Origin of the sequence: Pseudomonas sp. AN-B15 (assembly GCF_019056475.1) — a bacterium.
Taxonomy (GTDB): domain Bacteria; phylum Pseudomonadota; class Gammaproteobacteria; order Pseudomonadales; family Pseudomonadaceae; genus Aquipseudomonas; species Aquipseudomonas parakoreensis.
The window spans coordinates 3,879,568-3,897,385 of record NZ_CP049737.1 but is presented as its reverse complement, the minus strand read 5'-3'; the positions used below and the strand labels follow the sequence as shown (position 1 = coordinate 3,897,385).

The following is a 17,818-nucleotide window of genomic DNA, read 5'->3' as shown; positions in this document are numbered from 1 at the left end:
TGTTTTTTAATGGGATTCAAAACCACAGCCGCACACCGAGCACGAGGCGTGCTTCGCTGCGATCCTCGCCTTCTTCGCGGGCGTAATCGGCGGTGTTGCCGTAGGTGCGGTTCCACGTCACACCGACGTACGGCGCAAATTCGCGGCGGATTTCGTAGCGCAGGCGCAGGCCGGCTTCAGTGTTCGACAGGCCGGAACCAAGGCCTCGTTGCGGGTCGTTTTTGCCATAGACGTTGAGTTCGGCGGTGGGCTGCAGGATCAGCCGGTTGGTCAGCAGAATGTCGTAGTCGCCTTCCAGCCGCAGCGCGCTTTGTCCGCCCTCACCGAGAAACGCCGTGGCCTCGGCTTCGAAGTTGTAAAGCGCCATGCCCTGCAGACCGAACGCGGCCCAGGTTTGTGCGGCGCCGGGTTTGAAGTCCTGACGCACGCCGCTGACCATGTCCCACCACGGCGAAATCGCATGGCCCCACAATGCCTGGAGTTCGGCGTCCTCGGTCTTGCCGTTGCTGCGTTCGCCTTCGGACCGCAGCCACAGGCGATCGATGTCGCCGCCGATCCAGCCGGACAGATCCCAGGCCAAAGCGCTGCCGTCATCGGCGTTTTGCCATTCAAGTTTGTCGGCAAGGAAGTAGCTGTTGATCGCGCTGTCATGCACCTGATGGCCGCCGGGGCTGGCGAACACGGCGGCGCGGTCGGCGTCGGTCAGCACCGGGATCGGCGTGCGGCTTTCAGTGGATGCGGCAGGCTGCATCATGCCGTCGTCCATGCTTTGCATCGAGTGATCCATGCCGGGCATCTGGCTGTGATCCATGCCTTGCATGTCGTTGGCGGCCATGACGGAGGTGCCGATGAACAACACGGAGAACGCTGCAAATCGAGTCATCATCAGCCCCTTCATTCTTCCACCCGCACTTCGCGGAACATGCCGGTTTCCATGTGATAAAGCAGATGGCAGTGATAGGCCCAACGGCCCAGTGCATCGGCTGTGACCCGGTAACTGCGACGGGTACCGGGGGGCATGTCGATGGTGTGTTTGCGCACCTGGAAGTTGCCGTTTTCGTCCTCCAGATCGCTCCACATACCGTGCAGGTGGATGGGGTGGGTCATCATCGTGTCGTTGACCAGCACCAGTCGGATGCGCTCGCCGTACTTGAGGCGCAGCGGTTCGGCATCGGAGAACTTGATGCCGTTGAACGACCAGGCGAACTTCTCCATGTGCCCGGTCAGGTGCAACTCAATCGTGCGCCCGGGATCGCGGCCGTCCGGGTCGTCGAAGGTGCTGCGCAGATCGGCGTAAGTCAGCACGCGACGACCGTTGTTGCGCAGCCCGAGGCCGGGATCGTCGAGTTTCGGTGTGGGGGTCATGGCTTGCATGTCCACCAGCGGGTTGTCTTTTTCGCTGGCGGGGTGCGATTGCATCGGGCCCATCGCCGAGTGGTCCATGCCCGCCATGTCGCTCATGTCCATCGAGCCGTGGTCCATGCCACCCATGCCCATGTCGTCCATGGTCACCCGTGGGCGCGAATCCAGCGCTGGCAGCGGGGCCGTCAGACCGGCGCGGGACGCGAGGGTGGCGCGGGCGTAACCGCTGCGGTCCATGGCCTGGGCGAACAGGGTATAAGCGTCGGCGGCGGGCTCGACGATCACGTCGTAGGTTTCCGCCACCGCGATGCGCAGTTCATCGACGCTGACCGGTTTGACGTGCAAACCGTCTGCTGCCACCACGGTCATTTTCAGCCCGGGTATGCGCACGTCGAAGTAGGTCATGGCCGAGCCGTTGATCAGGCGCAGGCGCAGTTTTTCGCCGGGGCGAAACAGGCCGGTCCAATTCGAGTCAGGAGCGTGGCCGTTGATCAGGAAGGTGTAGGTGGCGCCACTGACGTCGGCGATGTCGGTGGGGTTCATCTTCATTTCGGCCCACATCGTGCGGTCGGCGACGGTGGCACCCCAGCCTTTGTCGCTGACGTCGTCGATGAAATCGCCAACCGTGCGCTTGTGGTAGTTGTAGTAGTCGGACTGCTTTTTCAGGGTTTTCAGCAGGCTGGCCGGGTCATCGTCGGTCCAGTCGCTGAGCATCACCACGTAGTCGCGGTCGTAGTGGAACGGCTCCGGTTCTTTCGCATCGATCACCAACGGCCCGTAGACCCCGGCCTGTTCCTGCAAGCCGGAGTGGCTGTGATACCAGTAAGTGCCGTGCTGCCGCACCTTGAACTGGTAGACGTACATGCCGCCCGGTTCGATGCCGTGAAAACTCAGACCCGGCACGCCGTCCATGTTGGCCGGCAGCAGGATGCCGTGCCAGTGAATCGAAGTGCTGTCCTTGAGCCGATTACGCACCCGCAGCGTCACCGTGTCGCCTTCGCGCCAGCGCAACAGTGGACCGGGCAGGCTGCCATTGATGGTCAGCGCAGTGCGCGGGCTGCCGGTGAAGTTGACCGGGGTTTCGCCGATGAACAGCTCGAACTCGCTGCCGCTCAGCTCATTGATCTGCCCTGGCCCGCTCAGCGCCCAGACCGGCGCGCGCCACAGACCGAGGCCGCCGAGCAGGCCGCCGGCGGCCAGGCCTTTGACGAAGGTGCGTCTTGAAGTGTTGGAAGGCATGCGCTGGAAGTCCCCGTTTGAAACATGACGGGGAGGCTAACCAGCGCTGGCTTTCAGTTGGCTGAGGGCGGGATTACAGTTTTGACAGTTTGCCCGTTCCTGTTACAGGCCCAGACCTTCCTGCACCACCTGCAACAGATTGTTCTCGGTCAGCGCAATCGCATCCAGTTCTTGCCCGGTTTCCACCGTTTGCAACCACCAATGGCTTTCATGATGTTCATCGACGGTGCGCAGCAGGGAGGTGTTGCGGTCCGGCAGGGTGATCTGTACGCGGCCGGCGCCGTCCTCGGTAAACCGGGCGATGGGATCAAAGGTCAGGGTTTGCTGGTTGGCTTCGATCACCAGTTGGTCGATCGCATAATCGTGGCTTTCGCCATCAGGTGAGCTTTCGCAAACGTGGGTCGGGTTGCGGCGGATTTTCAGGCCGACTTCGGTGACGGGCTGCAGCCAGGCCTCGATGCGGTGGTACAGGTCATAGACCTGCGCCGGCCAGCAATCGATCTCCAGCGCGGCATCCGCGTGGGTGTGCCGGGTTTGCTTGAGTTTGGCGGCGAGTTCGTCTGCTTTACTCATTTCGGATCCCTTGGTTTGATGTCTGCCTGTTAATCGTAGACCTTTCAACGGCGTACGGTCTTGCCTTGCGTCATGCGCTTGCAACACAAGCATGGCGAAATCAGCGCTGGCCAAGTCTGGTCAGCATCAAAAACCACGGACGCAGGCGTCCCAAGGAGCGGGTACATGAAAAAGCTGTTTACAATTCTGGCGCTGATCGCGCTGACGGCCGGTAGCATCGGTCTGAGTTCGGCGCGTCAGTCGCACGCCAGCAAGGTGCAAACGGAAGCAGTGGCGGGGCAGTTCGATTACTACCTGCTGACGCTGTCCTGGTCGCCGACCTTTTGCCTCACTCACAAAGATGACGTGCAATGTTCCGGCAAGGGTTATGGCTTCGTGCTGCACGGTTTGTGGCCGCAATACGCCAATGGCGGCTGGCCGGAATCCTGCCCACCCTTGACCACGCTGTCGGCGGCGGAGACGACCAAAGGTCTGACGCTGTTCCCGACCAAAAAACTGCTTGATCACGAATGGTCCAAGCACGGCACTTGCAGCGGTTTGGGCTCGATGGGCTATCTGGATGAGGCGGACAAAGCGGTGGGCGCGGTGAAGATTCCGCAAGAGCTGCAGCCGTTCAGTTCCTCGTATTATTTCGAAGCCCAGGAAATCGCCGACCTGTTCCGCAAGGCCAACCCGGGCATCCCGGCCAATGGCATCGCGGTGATCTGCAGCGGCCCGGAACTCTCGGAAGTGCGGGTGTGCATGGGCAAGGATCTGCAGTTCGGTGCTTGCGGCAAGGGCGTGAAGACCCAGTGCCGGGCGGGGGATATTCGGGTGCCACCGTCGCGTTGATGTGAGCGGTTTACGCGAATGAAAAAGGCGCCTCGATCGGGCGCCTTTTTTTGCCTGGAGGTTTGAAGCAACCTGGAAATTCACGCATGCTTGCGCCCCCAAAAGGATGACCCGCAACACGGCAAGGAGCTGTTCATGAGCGGAAAACCCGCCGCCCGCGTCACCGATCCGACCGCCTGCCCACTCCCGGGACATGGCACCAATCCGATTGCCAATGGCTCGCCGAACGTGAATTTCGACGGATTGGTGAAAAGTGGCTTATCTCCTTTGGCCCTTCATTAAACGTCAATGTAGACACAAATTATGCAAATGCTTTGGGGTTGTTTACTGCCCGTATCGCCGGGGCAAGCCGGCAGGCGATATGCTTTTTGACTCAATCATGAAGGAGTTTCCATGATGTACAGGCTACTCCTTTGCGTTTTACTCGCTATTTGCTCTGGTTGTGCGAAGAACCACGTAAAGCCTCCGGCAAACCTGAGCTTCGAGTCTGTGGAAAGAGAAAAATCGCTGCTATACGTCATCCGGTATCAGTCGGACGTTGATGTGTTGGATCTTTTTGATCGCGGAGAGCGAGTTGGGGTGATTTCGGGCATGCTTCATTGTGCATTGGCGGATGATCATGATTTCTCAGTAGGCAAAGCCATACAGTTTTCCGCCACCGGTTTGATACGCTCGGAAAAAAATGAAAACAACAAGGCCAAGTTTTCCTATCTCACTCGCGCATTCTTGAGTGAAACTTCAAGCAACCGGAGTTCTGAAAGAAATCTCTCGGTGGCAGAGCTGAATCAACTCCTCGCCAACAAACAACAAATCCCCTGCAAAGTCGTCGTCACCGCGTACGGCTATAAACCCTACTACTCAAACACCATGAACCTGCCGGTCGCGGATCTACTGCGGGAAATCAACAAACCCCGATAGCTGCCACTGGTGCCCTGCGCGAATGCCCTGCGCAGATACGCGAGGGCGATCACCTGCAAAACGACCTCTGAAAATAAATCGCGGCGCGACGTTCATCCAAATCCCTCGCGCGCCGATACAACGGGGCGGGCGTGTGTTGGCGCGGCGGGTTTGCCGTGCGCATCCCGGTGGGCTACGCTCACAAAAAGTAAGGGTTTCGGGCTGCGGCCCCTGTCGTACCTGCCCAGGACACGTTTTTGCCAATCCCCATTCACGAACCGCATCAAACTCCCGGCACGCTAAAACGCCTGCCGTTGCGCAAGGCGGCAGCGCTGTTCATCGTTGCGGTGTGCCTGTGCCTGTCCGGCTTGCTTTATTTGCAGCTGGAGCAGACGCGGCGTCAGGATCTGGCGAACGCGCAGGTTGCCTCTACCAACTTGACCCGAGCCATGGCGCAGCAGGCCGAAGACACGTTTCTGGCTGCCGATCTGGTGCTCACCAGTCTCGCCGACTGGGTCGAGGACGACGGATATGGCGCCGCGCAACGACCACGCCTGCAGCAGACCTTCGCCCGCCGGGTGCAGCAACTGGAACAGTTGCACGGCATGTTCCTGTTCGACCGCGAGGGGCAGTGGGTGATTACCTCGTTCCCGGACCTGCCTCGTGGCAACGGCGTGGCCGACCGCGAGTACTTCAGGTTTCACCAACAGAATGTTTCTACCGTGGCGCACATCGGCCCGGCGATCCGCAGTCGGGAAAATGGTGAGTGGATCATTCCGATCTCGAAGCGCATCAATGACCGCGCCGGCAACTTTCAGGGCGTGCTGATGGCCGGGATCAAGATGGCGTACTTCGACCGCTTCTTCAAAAGCTTCAGCCTCGATGATAGCGGCATCATGTTTCTCGGCCTCAAGGACGGCACCTTGCTGGCGCGGCGGCCGTTTGACGAAAGCCTGATCGGCTCGTCGCTGGCGCGGGGCAAGATCTATCAGAAACTGCTGCCTGAAGCACCGGCCGGTACGGCGATGATCAGATCAGTGGTCGACGGCGTGGTGCGTTTATATGGCTACCGGCAGTTGGCGGCTTACCCGCTGGTGGTCGCGTCCGCCTCTTCGCGCGACACGATTCTCAAGGGCTGGTCCGAGCGGGCCTTTCAGTCCAGCGTGATTGTGGCGCTGGTGATTCTCGGCGTCGGCCTGTTCGGCTGGGTGTTCATTCATCAGGTGCGGGACGGTGAGCGTATCGAGAAAAACCTGCGCAAGGCACAGCGCGCACTGGAGCAGATTGCGACTCATGACAGCCTGACCGGGCTGGCGAACCGGCGGCTGTTCGAGCAATCGCTGGACATCGAATTCGCTCGCGGTGCACGGCAGTCGAGTCCGGTCGGCCTGATCATGCTCGATATCGATTTCTTCAAACGCTACAACGATGCCTACGGCCATGTGGCGGGGGATCATTGCCTGACCCAGGTGGCCCAGGTGCTGAAGAACAGTTGCCAGCGCAAGGCTGACCTGGCAGTACGGTACGGTGGCGAAGAGTTCGCGGTGCTGCTGCCGGACACTGACATCAACGGCACGCTGGCGATTGCCGGGCAGATCCGCCGCAGCGTGATGGACAAGCGCATCACCCACAGCGGTTCGCCGACCGGCTACCTCACGGTGAGCCTGGGTTGTTATGCGTTTGTGCCCAGCGGCAACGACAGCGTGGAAGAATTTATCCAGCGTGCCGACGCGGCGTTGTATCAGGCGAAAAACGCCGGGCGCAATCGTGCGGCGGTGTTGTCGCTGGAATCGGAGGTTGCCGAGTTGATGCGTTCGGATCGCTAAAGGCCCGCCCCTGATCTGTGGCGAGGAGCCAGGTTCCCGCGCCACAGATTGTTGGCTTTATGCCGGATCACCAGCGGTCACGCTTGTTCGTTCAGCTCCCGGTGCCACCGCCGGCACCGCCGGTTCCGCCGCCGGCCGAACCGGTGCCGCCACCCGCCCCCGAACCAGAACCCATGGTGCCACTGTTAGTGCCCGTACCCTTGCCGGCGCCATCGGTACTGTCGCCGTTTTTCGGTGCTCCGGGATTGGTGTTGGGGGGCATGTTGGTGCCACTTGTCGCACCGGATTGGGTGCCTGAGGAATCTGCCCCGTCATTGGCGGCAAAGGCGCCGAGCGACGCGGAGGTCAACAGCCCGGCGAGCAACAGCGAAGTCAGTTTGCGCGATGTCATGGTACGTCTCCAGAAAGGGTCGGTTACCTGACTTTGGTCTGACGGCCCTGAACGTTGGTGCCACCTGGCTGACGAGCGGTTGCGACCTGAGCTTTACTGAGCATGCGGCAGGTCGCGGCAATCACGCCAGAGGTGAGCGCCTGTTGCGCGGCAGGCGGTTGATCCGATGCAACCAGCGGCGCCGCTACCGGGTCACAATTGTCATACCTTGTTCGCCGGAGCCTGGACGATGAAAAACCTGCGGATTGCCACCTTCAACGTCAACGGTTTGCGCGCGCGGCTACCGAACCTGCTGCAATGGCTCAAGCGCGAACAGCCGGACATCGCCTGCCTGCAGGAGCTCAAGTCGGTGGACAGTGCATTTCCGGCTGCCGAACTCGAAGCGGCGGGTTACGGCGCGATCTGGCACGGTCAGGCGTCATGGAACGGCGTGGCGATCCTCGCTCGCGATGCGCAGCCGCTGGAAAGCCGTCGTGGTCTGCCGGGCGATCCCGACGACAAGCACAGTCGTTATCTGGAGGCGGCGGTGCACGGCGTGCTGGTCGGCTGCCTGTACTTGCCCAACGGCAATCCGCAGCCGGGGCCGAAGTTCGATTACAAACTGGCCTGGTTCGAACGCCTGATCCGCTACGCCAAGGATCTGCAAAGCAGCGATCATCCGGTGGTGCTGGCCGGCGATTACAACGTGGTGCCCACCGACATGGACATCTATAACACCCGTTCCTGGCTCAAGGATGCGCTGCTGCAGCCCGAAAGCCGCGAGTGTTATCAACGGCTGCTCGATCAGGGCTGGACTGATTCGCTGCGTCATCTGTATCCCGAGGATCGCCTCTACACGTTCTGGGATTACTTCCGCCAGCATTGGCAAACCAACTCCGGTCTGCGCATTGACCATCTGCTGCTCAACCCGGCACTCAGCCCTTACCTGCACGAGGCCGGGGTCGACGCCTGGGTGCGCAACGAACCGCACGCCAGCGACCATGCACCGACCTGGATTCGTATCGGTTCGCGCAAGCGGCGGTAGCGCTGATTGGCGAAATCAATTGTCGGAGTCGGGGCCTGATCCCGTATACCTGTCGGCCAGCGGCACAGCGATCCGCGGCCACATGCAAAAGGACTGAGCAATGAGCGAGCCACGTCTGGCGAATCCGACGTTGTACCTGCAGCGCCTGGGGTTCGATGCCCCACCGGCACCGACCCTGGAAACCCTGCGGCAGCTGCAGTTACGCCACACCGGCGTCTTCCCCTTCGAGAACCTGTCGACGATCACGGGCGCACCGGTGCCGATCGATCTGGCGTCGGTCGAACAGAAAGTTCTCCACGGAGGCCGGGGTGGTTACTGCTACGAATTGAACAATCTGTTTCTGGCGTTGCTGCAGGAATTGGGCTTCGAGGCCCGTGGTATCTCCGGACGCGTAGTGCTGGCGCAACCCGAGGGCACCTGGACGGCGCGCACCCATCGCTTGAGCCTGGTGATCATCGATGGCGAGCGCTACATCACCGATGTCGGCTTTGGCGGTATGGTGCCGACTGCGCCGCTGTTGCTCGATACCGAGGCTGAACAGCCGACGCCGCACGAGTCCTATCGCATCGAGAAACAGGCCGACGGTTACATGCTGCGCGCCAATGTCGCAGGCGAGTGGCGCGCGATGTACCTGTTTGATCTGCAACGCCAGGAAGACATCGATTACACCCTCGGCAACTGGTACGTCTCGACCCATCCCGAGTCACCGTTCGCCAAACGGCTGATGGTTGCGCGCACTGGCGATGGCTGGCGACGGACCCTGAACAACGGCAGCTTCGCGATTCATCACATTGGCGCCGACAGCGAGCGGCGCGAGGTGGCGGATGTCGATGAGTTGATCGAGCTGCTGGAACAGGAGTTCGGCCTGCGCCTGCCTGACCAGCCGCATGTGCGCCAGTCGCTGGCGCGGATGCTCGTACCGGCCTGATCTCAAGGCTTGGCCTCCGGTTCCAGTACCCGGCGGATTTCACCGACCGCCGCCGAGAGCTTTTTTTCCAGGCTCTTGAGGTCGGCGGCGGTGATGCCTTTCTTGAATTGCCCGGAGTGGGGCGGCTCGGCCTCCTGCGTTTTGCTGCCAGCCTCCAGCAGGGCATGGCGCAGGGTGTTGTTGATCACCGTCTGATAACCGAAGCCTTCGTTTTCCGCCACGTTGCGGGCGGCTTCGATGACCGCGTCATCGAGCATGATGGTGATGCGGGTCTTGCCCTTGGCGGGCGCCAAGGCACCGCGTTTGCCCTGCGAGAAGTCGTATTCGTCTTTCATTGTTCAAGCCTCCAGAAAGTAAGCGCAACGCTCGCTCGGTGTGGCGACACGTGCAGAAATGATTCGTACGACGTTGGCTTCGCGATAACTGTACGCAACCACCAGCAAACGCCCTTTGCCATCAAGGCCGAGGGTGATCCAGCGCTGTTCGTCATGGTTGTTGTCCTCGATCGTCAGCGCGCGCTCGTCGTGAAAGACCGGCTCGGTCTCGGCAAGGCTGACGCCCCTGTGCTTGAGTTTGTTGGCTGCGTTCTTGCTTTTGTCGTACTGAATTTCGAATGACTTCATTATGCATACTTTATATGTATAAAAAAGAGCGCCGGTGCACCGCTGGTCGCCATGAATAATTCAGCCTAGTGCGATAAGAACCGGGGGCAGGAAGGGATGTGTTGCCGGATTTGTGGGCGCTAGAGGTGGCGGGATAGAAGCTTGGGTGGCTACCTATCCATTATGTGACTGATAAGTTGTATACAACTCTATGGACATTTGTCCCGAGTATTGAATACAGTGTGCGCATAACAAAAACCAGGGAACCCCCCACATGAAAACGCCCCATGTTTCACACCAACGGCCCGAGGATGAAAATCTCGGGGTCGGCGCGAATATGGCTTACGGCCTGCAACATGTTCTGACCATGTACGGCGGTATCGTTGCGGTGCCACTGATCATTGGCCAAGCGGCCGGGCTGTCGCCGGCGGACATTGGTTTGTTGATTGCTGCTTCATTGTTTGCGGGGGGGGCTGGCGACACTGCTGCAAACCCTGGGTCTACCGTTTTTTGGCTGTCAGTTGCCGCTGGTGCAGGGCGTGTCGTTCTCCGGTGTGGCGACCATGGTCGCGATCGTCAGCAGTGGCGGGGAGGGCGGCTTCCAGTCGGTGCTGGGCGCGGTGATTGCCGCGTCGTTGATCGGCTTGCTGATTACGCCGGTGTTCTCGCGAATCACCAAGTTTTTCCCTCCGCTGGTCACCGGCATCGTGATCACCACCATCGGTCTGACGCTGATGCCGGTGGCGGCGCGCTGGGCCATGGGTGGCAACAGCCATGCGCCGGACTTCGGCAGCATGCAGAACATCGGGCTGGCGGCGGTCACGCTGGTGCTGGTGTTGTTGCTGAGCAAGGTCGGCAGTTCGACCATCTCGCGTCTGTCGATCCTGTTGGCCATGGTGATCGGCACGGTGCTGGCGGTGTTCCTCGGCATGGCGGACTTCTCCGGTGTCGCTCAAGGACCGATGTTCGGCTTCCCGACGCCGTTCCACTTCGGCATGCCGACTTTCCACTTCGCCGCGATCCTGTCGATGTGCATCGTGGTCATGGTGACGCTGGTGGAAACCTCGGCGGACATTCTGGCGGTCGGTGAGATCATCGGCACCAAAGTCGACTCCAAACGCCTGGGCAACGGCTTGCGGGCGGACATGCTGTCGAGCATGTTTGCGCCAATCTTCGGATCGTTCACCCAAAGCGCCTTCGCGCAGAACGTCGGGCTGGTGGCAGTGACCGGGATCAAGAGCCGTTATGTGGTGGCCACCGGCGGTATCTTCCTGGTGATCCTTGGCCTGCTGCCGTTCATGGGTCGGGTGATTGCCGCAGTGCCGACCTCAGTGCTGGGCGGTGCCGGTATCGTGCTGTTCGGTACGGTGGCGGCGAGCGGCATCCGTACGCTGTCGAAGGTCGATTACCGCAACAACGTCAACCTGATCATCGTCGCGACCTCGATCGGCTTCGGCATGATCCCGATTGCCGCGCCGAACTTCTACGATCATTTCCCGAGCTGGTTCGCGACCATTTTCCACTCGGGCATCAGCTCGTCAGCAATCATGGCGATTGTGCTGAACCTGACCTTTAACCACTTCACCGCCGGTAACTCGGACCAGCAGTCAGTGTTTGCCGCTGCGGAAGAGCGGACCCTGCGTTATCGCGACCTGGCGGCGTTGCGTGAGGGTGACTACTTCAGCGACGGCAAACTGCACGATTGCGACGGCAAGGAAGTGCCGGTGGTCGAGCCTGATGACCACGATCATGGGCATGGCGTGCCGAAGACCCAGATGAAGAGCAGCGAACACGTTTGATCGCTGATTGGGTGAAAAAGGCCGAACTGTAGTTCGGCCTTTTCGTTTGAAGATCAAAAGATCGCAGCCTTCGGCAGCTCCTACAGGGGAACGCATTCCACATGCAGGAGCACCGCAGGCTGCGATCTTTTGACTTTTCGAGCGCCCACAAAAAAGCCCCTGAATCTTTCAATTCAGGGGCTTTGCTATTTGGCTCCACAACCTGGACTCGAACCAGGGACCCAATGATTAACAGTCATTTGCTCTACCAACTGAGCTATTGCGGAATTGGTGCGTATGTTACTGATTCAAAAAGAGAAGTCAAGCAATGGATGTAAAATTTCAGGTGTAGGCAGGACGGACGGTGATTTGTCAGTGATTGGCGGTTACCAGAAAACCATCGGCGGTCTACCATGGGGCCCCGGAAGTGGTCACACGCGCTGCCGGCCATTCGCCGAAAAGGTACGCGCCATGAAGCCTGCAATCCGCAACAACGAGGTGCTCGCATGAGCATCGCGCAAATCAGTCTGCCCAAGGGCGTTGGCCCCCACGCCGAGAAACTCTTCGACGCAATCACTCAGGCCGGCACGGCTGAGGAACTCAATCGCGCTGGCGGCAAAGCCGAAGGTTTTGTGCTCGGCCTGGAAAGCACCAAGGCGATCAAAAGCCAGATCGCCGAATTGCTGTACGTCGTGTATGACGATGCCGCGAGTCAGCGCGCGAGCGAACTGGCTTAACTGCCGAAGGTAATCGTTCCGAGCAGTAATTTGGCGTACGCCGCGGTGGCCGCCAGTTGCACCAGCCACAGGGCGAGACCGCCGAGAAACACCCCGGCGGCGACTTGCAGCACCAGGCTTTTTTCGCGTCTGGCCGGGGCGCGGGGGATGAAATCATCCAGGTCGTCACGGTCGGCACGCAGGTTGTCGTTTTTCATTTGGGTTCTCACAGAATTCCTGGATGTATATGAAACCTGTGGGAGCGAGCCTGCTCGCGAATGCTGTCAGCCACCAACAATGGCGACTGACCCACCGCATTCGCGAGCAGGCTCGCTCCCACAATTCAGATTTGTATGCAGTTTAGAGGGAATGTTGCATTCCTTCGGACAAATAAAAAACGGGAAGCCCAAGGCTTCCCGTTTTTCATTGCCAGGCGAATCAGATGACCTGCACGATCGCATCCGTTACCGCTTTGATGTTGCTCTGGTTCAGTGCCGCGACGCAGATGCGGCCGGTGTCCAGGGCGTAGATGCCGAACTCGTTACGCAGGCGATGCACCTGTTCGGTGGTCAGGCCGGAGTAAGAGAACATGCCGCGCTGACGGCCGACGAAGCTGAAGTCACGCTGCGGGGCTTTCTCGGCCAGCAGGGCGACCATCTGCTCGCGCATGCCGCGAATGCGCAGACGCATTTCTGCCAGTTCGGCTTCCCACTGGGCGCGCAGTTCCGGGCTGTTCAACACGGCGGCGACAACGCTGGCACCGTGAGTCGGCGGGTTGGAGTAGTTGGTGCGGATCACACGCTTGACCTGCGACAGCACGCGCGCGCTTTCTTCTTTCGATTCGCTGACGATCGACAGGGCGCCCACGCGCTCGCCGTACAGCGAGAACGACTTGGAGAACGAGCTCGAAACGAAGAAAGTCAGGCCCGATTCAGCGAACAGACGCACCGCTGCGGCGTCTTCGTCGATGCCGTCGCCGAAACCCTGGTAAGCCATGTCGAGGAACGGCACGTGACCTTTGGCCTTGACCACGTCCAGCACGTTCTTCCAGTCGGCCGGGGTCAGGTCGACGCCGGTCGGGTTGTGGCAGCAGGCGTGCAGCACAACGATCGAGCCGTTCGGCAGGGCGTTGAGGTCGTCGAGCATGCCGGTACGGTTCACGTCGTGGGTGGCGGCGTCGTAGTAACGGTAGTTCTGCACCGGGAAGCCAGCAGTTTCGAACAGCGCACGGTGGTTTTCCCAGCTCGGGTCGCTGATCGCCACGACGGCGTTCGGCAGCAGTTGCTTGAGGAAGTCGGCACCGATTTTCAGCGCGCCGGTACCGCCGACAGCCTGAGTGGTGACGATGCGACCGGCAGCGATCAGCGGCGAGTCGTTACCGAACAGCAGCTTTTGCACGGCCTGGTCGTAGGCGGCGATGCCGTCGATCGGCAGGTAGCCACGGGAGGCGTGCTGAGCAGCGCGAATGGTTTCGGCTTCGATCACCGCGCGCAGCAGGGGAATTCGCCCCTCTTCGTTGCAGTAAACACCTACACCCAGGTTGACCTTGGTGGTCCGGGTATCGGCGTTGAATGCTTCGTTGAGGCCCAGGATTGGATCGCGGGGTGCCATTTCGACAGCGGAGAACAGGCTCATTATTACGGCGGCTCTGAATGGAGAGTGGAGGGACGTGTCGCGCTCCAGCCGAATGCACTAGAGCGGTGCACAAACGGGGAGCTAGTATAGAGGCCATTACTGAGCAATGGCGACAGGCGATTCAGCTTTTCCGGCAAGTTTTTCCGATTATTTCTTGACCGTTAGTCGATTGACTCTGTCAGAGACTTTACCGGATGTAGGACGTTTGCCTTGAAAGGCGAGGCAATCGGCTCCACATTGAGCACAATCTTCGTTTTTCCTTGGGCGACAACGGTCGTTTGCGGTCATCCCCGCGGCTCGGCTGTTTTCTGCGCGAGCCGCGATCCCAGAGGTGTGTATGTCCGAATTCCAGCTAGTCACCCGCTTCGAGCCCGCCGGCGATCAGCCAGAAGCGATCCGCCAATTGGTCGAGGGCATCGAAGCCGGGCTGGCGCACCAGACGCTGCTCGGTGTGACCGGCTCGGGCAAGACCTTCAGCATCGCCAATGTCATCTCGCAGGTACAGCGCCCGACGCTGGTGCTGGCGCCGAACAAGACCCTCGCCGCGCAACTGTATGGCGAGTTCAAGGCGTTCTTCCCGAACAACGCCGTCGAATACTTCGTTTCCTACTACGACTACTACCAGCCCGAAGCCTATGTGCCGTCGTCCGACACCTTCATCGAGAAGGACGCGTCGATCAACGACCACATCGAGCAGATGCGTCTGTCCGCGACCAAAGCGTTGCTCGAGCGCAAGGACGCGATCATCGTCACCACCGTCTCGTGCATCTACGGTCTCGGTAGTCCGGAAACCTATTTGAAGATGGTGCTGCACGTCGATCGCGGCGACAAACTCGATCAGCGCGCTTTGCTGCGGCGTCTGGCCGACCTGCAATACACCCGCAACGACATGGATTTTGCCCGGGCGACGTTCCGCGTGCGCGGCGACGTGATCGACATTTACCCGGCCGAATCCGATCTGGAAGCGATCCGCATCGAGCTGTTCGATGACGAGGTCGAGAGCATTTCCGCGTTCGACCCGCTGACCGGCGAAGTCATCCGCAAGATGCCGCGCTTCACCTTCTATCCGAAGAGTCACTACGTGACGCCGCGCGAGACCCTGCTCGACGCCATCGAGGGGATCAAAGTCGAGTTGCAGGAGCGTCTCGAGTACCTGCGCAGCAGCAACAAACTCGTTGAGGCCCAGCGCCTGGAGCAGCGCACCCGATTCGACCTGGAAATGATCCTCGAACTGGGTTACTGCAACGGCATCGAAAACTACTCGCGCTACCTGTCCGGGCGTCCTGCTGGTGCCGCGCCGCCAACGCTTTATGACTATTTGCCGGCCGACGCCTTGCTGGTGATCGACGAATCCCACGTCAGCGTGCCGCAAGTCGGCGCGATGTATAAGGGCGACCGTTCGCGTAAAGAAACCTTGGTGGAATATGGCTTCCGCTTGCCGTCGGCACTGGACAACCGGCCGATGCGTTTTGACGAGTGGGAAGGGGTCAGCCCGCAGACGATTTTTGTCTCGGCGACGCCGGGCAACTACGAGGCCGAGCATGCCGGGCGCGTGGTCGAGCAAGTGGTGCGTCCGACCGGCCTGGTCGACCCGCAGGTTGAAGTGCGCCCGGCGCTGACCCAGGTTGACGACTTGCTCTCGGAAATCACCAAGCGCGTGGCGGTCGAGGAGCGGGTGCTGGTCACCACGCTGACCAAGCGCATGGCCGAAGACCTCACCGATTACCTCGCCGACCACGGCGTGCGCGTGCGCTATCTGCACTCGGACATCGACACCGTCGAGCGGGTCGAGATCATCCGCGATCTGCGCTTGGGCACCTTCGATGTGCTGGTGGGGATCAACCTGCTGCGTGAAGGTCTGGACATGCCGGAAGTGTCGCTGGTAGCGATTCTGGACGCCGACAAGGAAGGCTTCCTGCGTTCCGAACGCTCACTGATCCAGACCATCGGTCGTGCTGCGCGCAACCTCAATGGCCGGGCGATTCTCTACGCCGACCGCATCACCGGCTCGATGGAGCGGGCGATTGGCGAGACCGAGCGTCGTCGCGACAAGCAGATTGCCTTCAACCTCGCCAACGGCATCACGCCCAAAGGCGTGTTCAAGGACGTCGCCGACATCATGGAAGGCGCCACCGTGCCCGGCTCGCGCAGCAAGAAGCGCAAGGGCATGGCCAAGGCTGCCGAAGAAAGCGCCAAGTACGAAGCCGAACTGCGCTCGCCGAGCGAAATCACCAAGCGTATTCGCGCGCTGGAAGAGAAGATGTACCAGCTGGCGCGGGATCTGGAATTTGAGGCAGCGGCGCAGATGCGCGATGAGATTGCCAAACTGCGTGAGCGGCTTTTGGCGGTTTGAACTTCATCGCCTGACCGGGCCCATCGCTGGCAAGCCAGCTCCCACAGGGATTGAGGGTGTACACGAAATGTGTGAGCACCAAAAAAATTTGTGGGAGCTGGCTTGCCAGCGATAGGGCCGGTCCAGGCAATACAGATCAGTGAGACTCCCCAGCCTTCAATCCCTGCGGCAATTTTTTGGTCAACAAAATCGCCAACATGCTGATCCCTAGCGCAATCCCGACAAAGTGAAACGCATCGTTGTAGGCCATGATCAGCGCCTGCTGGTGGACGATCTCGCTCAACTTGCCCAACGCCGCCGTGTCACTGCCAAAGCGGTCGGTCATCGACGCCAGCCGCTCAGCCACTTGCGGATTGGTCGGCACCACCGCCTCGCGCAAATAATCGAAGTAAGTCTTGGTCCGTGCATCCAGCAGCGTGGCGAGCAGGGCAATGCCGATCGCACCGCCGAGGTTGCGTAGGATGTTGAACAGGCTCGATGCCGATCCCGCGTCCTGCGGCAGGATGTAAGCGGTGGCGATCAGCGAAATGGTCACCATGATCAGCGGCTGGCCCAGCGCCCGGATGATCTGGATTTGATTGAACTGCGGTCCGGCGAAATCCGGGTTGAGCACTCCCGACGAAAAACTCGCCAGCCCGAACAGTCCGAAGCCCAGGGTGCACAGCCACTTCGGTGAAACGAACTTCATCAGCTTCGGCACCAGCGGAATCAGGAACAGCTGTGGCACGCCCATCCACATGATCACTTCGCCGATTTGCAGGGCGTTGTAGTTCTGGATCTGCGCCAGGTACAGCGGCAGCAGATAAATCGAGCCATACAAGCCGACACCCATGCCCAGGCTGGAAATGCTCGACAGGCCGAAGTTGCGATTGCGCAGGATGCCGAGGTTGATCAGCGGGTTGGGTTTGGAGACCTGCACGATGACGAAGGTGATCAGGCTGAGGAGGGCGATGCTGCCGAGGGTCACGATCAGGTTCGATTCGAGCCAGTCCTTGCGGTGGCCCTCTTCAAGAAACACCTGCAGGCAACCGAGGCCGACACCGAGGGTGAGAATCCCGGTGTAGTCGGTGCTTTTTAGCAGTTCCCAGTGCGCTTCTTTCTTCTCCAGCCCGTACATCAGCCCGGCGATCATGATCAGCCCCGGCGGAATGTTGATGTAAAAAATGTATTCCCAGCCCCAGTTTTCCGTGAGCCAGCCGCCGAGGGTCGGGCCGATGGACGGAGCAAAGGTCGCGGTCATGGCGAACATCGCCATGCCTTTGGCGCGATGATGTTCGGGGAGTTTGATCAGGGTCAGGGTGAACGCCAGCGGGATCAGCGCGCCGCCGGTGAAACCCTGCATGGCGCGAAAGACAATCATGCTTTCGAGGCTCCAGGCCATCGAGCACAGCAGCGATGACACCAGAAACCCCAGCGACACCCACACCGCCAAGCGTCGTGCCGAGAGTAACTGCACCAGCCACGCGGTCAGCGGAATCATGATGATTTCCGCTACCAGATAGGAGGTGGAAATCCACGAGCCTTCTTCCAGTGTCGCCGACAGCGCGCCCTGAATGTCCTTGAGCGAAGAGTTGGTGATCTGAATGTCGAGCACTGCCATGAAGGCGCCAAGCATCACGCTCATCACCGCGATCCAGTCCCGCCGGGTCGGTTCGCCGGCCGG

General features: G+C 60.3%; 16 protein-coding genes, 1 tRNA gene and 2 pseudogenes. 9 read left to right on the top strand and 10 right to left on the bottom strand.

Annotated features, from left to right (window positions below; genetic code table 11):
* Positions 1-16: 16 nt before the first annotated feature.
* From GTQ41_RS17525 to GTQ41_RS17515, 3 genes are all read right to left on the bottom strand, one after another.
* Positions 17-883 carry a copper resistance protein B gene (locus GTQ41_RS17525; protein WP_047293258.1) on the bottom strand — a complete coding sequence of 289 codons (867 nt, stop codon included), beginning with the start codon at positions 881-883 and terminating at the stop codon, positions 17-19.
* 11 nt (positions 884-894) lie between these two features.
* Positions 895-2,601 (bottom strand): copper resistance system multicopper oxidase, encoded by a 1,707-nt coding sequence (locus tag GTQ41_RS17520; RefSeq protein ID WP_047293176.1) that lies wholly within the window; start codon positions 2,599-2,601, stop codon positions 895-897.
* A gap of 102 nt (positions 2,602-2,703) precedes the next feature.
* The gene (locus GTQ41_RS17515; RefSeq protein ID WP_047293177.1) at positions 2,704-3,174 is read right to left on the bottom strand and encodes a hypothetical protein; all 471 of its coding nucleotides are present in this window, start codon (positions 3,172-3,174) and stop codon (positions 2,704-2,706) included.
* Between the two features lie 165 nt (positions 3,175-3,339).
* Between GTQ41_RS17515 and GTQ41_RS17510 the strand changes: the two genes are divergently transcribed.
* From GTQ41_RS17510 to GTQ41_RS17495, 4 genes and pseudogenes are all read left to right on the top strand, one after another.
* A complete protein-coding gene (locus GTQ41_RS17510) occupies positions 3,340-4,005 on the top strand; it encodes a ribonuclease T2 (RefSeq protein ID WP_047293178.1) in 666 nt (221 codons plus the stop codon).
* Between the two features lie 135 nt (positions 4,006-4,140).
* Positions 4,141-4,251: pseudogene (locus GTQ41_RS17505) on the top strand (PAAR domain-containing protein); the annotation flags it as partial.
* Between the two features lie 147 nt (positions 4,252-4,398).
* Entirely contained in the window at positions 4,399-4,923 is a 525-nt protein-coding gene (locus GTQ41_RS17500) for a hypothetical protein (protein WP_047293179.1), read from the top strand.
* A gap of 236 nt (positions 4,924-5,159) precedes the next feature.
* Positions 5,160-6,728: a sensor domain-containing diguanylate cyclase gene (locus GTQ41_RS17495; protein ID WP_047293180.1), complete on the top strand. Its 1,569-nt coding sequence runs from the start codon at positions 5,160-5,162 to the stop codon at positions 6,726-6,728.
* A gap of 91 nt (positions 6,729-6,819) precedes the next feature.
* Here the strand turns inward: GTQ41_RS17495 and GTQ41_RS17490 are convergent, their stop codons facing one another.
* Complete coding sequence (locus tag GTQ41_RS17490) at positions 6,820-7,119, bottom strand: hypothetical protein (protein ID WP_047293181.1); 300 nt, start codon at positions 7,117-7,119, stop codon at positions 6,820-6,822.
* 229 nt (positions 7,120-7,348) lie between these two features.
* On the opposite strand from GTQ41_RS17490, the gene GTQ41_RS17485 reads away from it, so the two are divergent.
* Together GTQ41_RS17485 and GTQ41_RS17480 are read left to right on the top strand one after the other, a co-directional pair.
* Complete coding sequence (locus GTQ41_RS17485; RefSeq protein ID WP_041065979.1) at positions 7,349-8,143, top strand: exodeoxyribonuclease III; 795 nt, start codon at positions 7,349-7,351, stop codon at positions 8,141-8,143.
* Between the two features lie 100 nt (positions 8,144-8,243).
* Entirely contained in the window at positions 8,244-9,071 is an 828-nt protein-coding gene (locus GTQ41_RS17480; RefSeq protein WP_047293182.1) for an arylamine N-acetyltransferase, read from the top strand.
* 2 nt (positions 9,072-9,073) lie between these two features.
* Here GTQ41_RS17480 and GTQ41_RS17475 read toward each other — a convergent pair whose 3' ends face one another.
* Together GTQ41_RS17475 and GTQ41_RS17470 are read right to left on the bottom strand one after the other, a co-directional pair.
* The gene (locus tag GTQ41_RS17475) at positions 9,074-9,406 is read right to left on the bottom strand and encodes a BrnA antitoxin family protein (RefSeq protein ID WP_047293183.1); all 333 of its coding nucleotides are present in this window, start codon (positions 9,404-9,406) and stop codon (positions 9,074-9,076) included.
* 3 nt (positions 9,407-9,409) lie between these two features.
* Positions 9,410-9,694 (bottom strand): BrnT family toxin, encoded by a 285-nt coding sequence (locus GTQ41_RS17470; protein ID WP_047293184.1) that lies wholly within the window; start codon positions 9,692-9,694, stop codon positions 9,410-9,412.
* A gap of 253 nt (positions 9,695-9,947) precedes the next feature.
* Between GTQ41_RS17470 and GTQ41_RS17465 the strand changes: the two are divergent.
* Positions 9,948-11,472, top strand: a pseudogene (locus GTQ41_RS17465) (nucleobase:cation symporter-2 family protein).
* A gap of 190 nt (positions 11,473-11,662) precedes the next feature.
* Here the strand turns inward: GTQ41_RS17465 and GTQ41_RS17460 are convergent.
* Positions 11,663-11,738 (bottom strand) — tRNA-Asn (locus tag GTQ41_RS17460).
* A gap of 219 nt (positions 11,739-11,957) precedes the next feature.
* On the opposite strand from GTQ41_RS17460, the gene GTQ41_RS17455 reads away from it, so the two are divergent.
* On the top strand, positions 11,958-12,188 hold the full coding sequence (locus tag GTQ41_RS17455) for a hypothetical protein (protein WP_047293186.1): 231 nt from the start codon (positions 11,958-11,960) through the stop codon (positions 12,186-12,188).
* On the opposite strand, the gene GTQ41_RS17450 is transcribed toward GTQ41_RS17455, so the two are convergent.
* Positions 12,185-12,385: a hypothetical protein gene (locus GTQ41_RS17450; RefSeq protein ID WP_047293188.1), complete on the bottom strand. Its 201-nt coding sequence runs from the start codon at positions 12,383-12,385 to the stop codon at positions 12,185-12,187. The genes GTQ41_RS17455 and GTQ41_RS17450 overlap by 4 nt on opposite strands.
* A 220-nt stretch (positions 12,386-12,605) precedes the next feature.
* A complete protein-coding gene (locus tag GTQ41_RS17445; RefSeq protein WP_047293190.1) occupies positions 12,606-13,802 on the bottom strand; it encodes an amino acid aminotransferase in 1,197 nt (398 codons plus the stop codon).
* A gap of 337 nt (positions 13,803-14,139) precedes the next feature.
* Between GTQ41_RS17445 and uvrB the strand changes: the two genes are divergently transcribed.
* Positions 14,140-16,155: an excinuclease ABC subunit UvrB gene (uvrB, locus tag GTQ41_RS17440; RefSeq protein ID WP_047293192.1), complete on the top strand. Its 2,016-nt coding sequence runs from the start codon at positions 14,140-14,142 to the stop codon at positions 16,153-16,155.
* A gap of 136 nt (positions 16,156-16,291) precedes the next feature.
* Here uvrB and GTQ41_RS17435 read toward each other — a convergent pair whose 3' ends face one another.
* The gene (locus GTQ41_RS17435; RefSeq protein ID WP_179295025.1) at positions 16,292-17,782 is read right to left on the bottom strand and encodes an MDR family MFS transporter; all 1,491 of its coding nucleotides are present in this window, start codon (positions 17,780-17,782) and stop codon (positions 16,292-16,294) included.
* Positions 17,783-17,818: the final 36 nt, after the last annotated feature.

Excerpts from the sequence above, each read along its gene's own strand:
- GTQ41_RS17525 (WP_047293258.1), bottom strand. The coding sequence starts at position 883 with ATGACTCGATTTGCAGCGTTCTCCGTGTTGTTCATCGGCACCTCCGTC.
- GTQ41_RS17520 (WP_047293176.1), bottom strand. The coding sequence starts at position 2,601 with ATGCCTTCCAACACTTCAAGACGCACCTTCGTCAAAGGCCTGGCCGCC.
- GTQ41_RS17515 (WP_047293177.1), bottom strand. The coding sequence starts at position 3,174 with ATGAGTAAAGCAGACGAACTCGCCGCCAAACTCAAGCAAACCCGGCAC.
- GTQ41_RS17510 (WP_047293178.1), top strand. The coding sequence starts at position 3,340 with ATGAAAAAGCTGTTTACAATTCTGGCGCTGATCGCGCTGACGGCCGGT.
- GTQ41_RS17500 (WP_047293179.1), top strand. The coding sequence starts at position 4,399 with ATGATGTACAGGCTACTCCTTTGCGTTTTACTCGCTATTTGCTCTGGT.
- GTQ41_RS17490 (WP_047293181.1), bottom strand. The coding sequence starts at position 7,119 with ATGACATCGCGCAAACTGACTTCGCTGTTGCTCGCCGGGCTGTTGACC.
- GTQ41_RS17485 (WP_041065979.1), top strand. The coding sequence starts at position 7,349 with ATGAAAAACCTGCGGATTGCCACCTTCAACGTCAACGGTTTGCGCGCG.
- GTQ41_RS17480 (WP_047293182.1), top strand. The coding sequence starts at position 8,244 with ATGAGCGAGCCACGTCTGGCGAATCCGACGTTGTACCTGCAGCGCCTG.
- GTQ41_RS17475 (WP_047293183.1), bottom strand. The coding sequence starts at position 9,406 with ATGAAAGACGAATACGACTTCTCGCAGGGCAAACGCGGTGCCTTGGCG.
- GTQ41_RS17470 (WP_047293184.1), bottom strand. The coding sequence starts at position 9,694 with ATGAAGTCATTCGAAATTCAGTACGACAAAAGCAAGAACGCAGCCAAC.
- GTQ41_RS17455 (WP_047293186.1), top strand. The coding sequence starts at position 11,958 with ATGAGCATCGCGCAAATCAGTCTGCCCAAGGGCGTTGGCCCCCACGCC.
- GTQ41_RS17450 (WP_047293188.1), bottom strand. The coding sequence starts at position 12,385 with ATGAAAAACGACAACCTGCGTGCCGACCGTGACGACCTGGATGATTTC.
- GTQ41_RS17445 (WP_047293190.1), bottom strand. The coding sequence starts at position 13,802 with ATGAGCCTGTTCTCCGCTGTCGAAATGGCACCCCGCGATCCAATCCTG.
- uvrB (WP_047293192.1), top strand. The coding sequence starts at position 14,140 with ATGTCCGAATTCCAGCTAGTCACCCGCTTCGAGCCCGCCGGCGATCAG.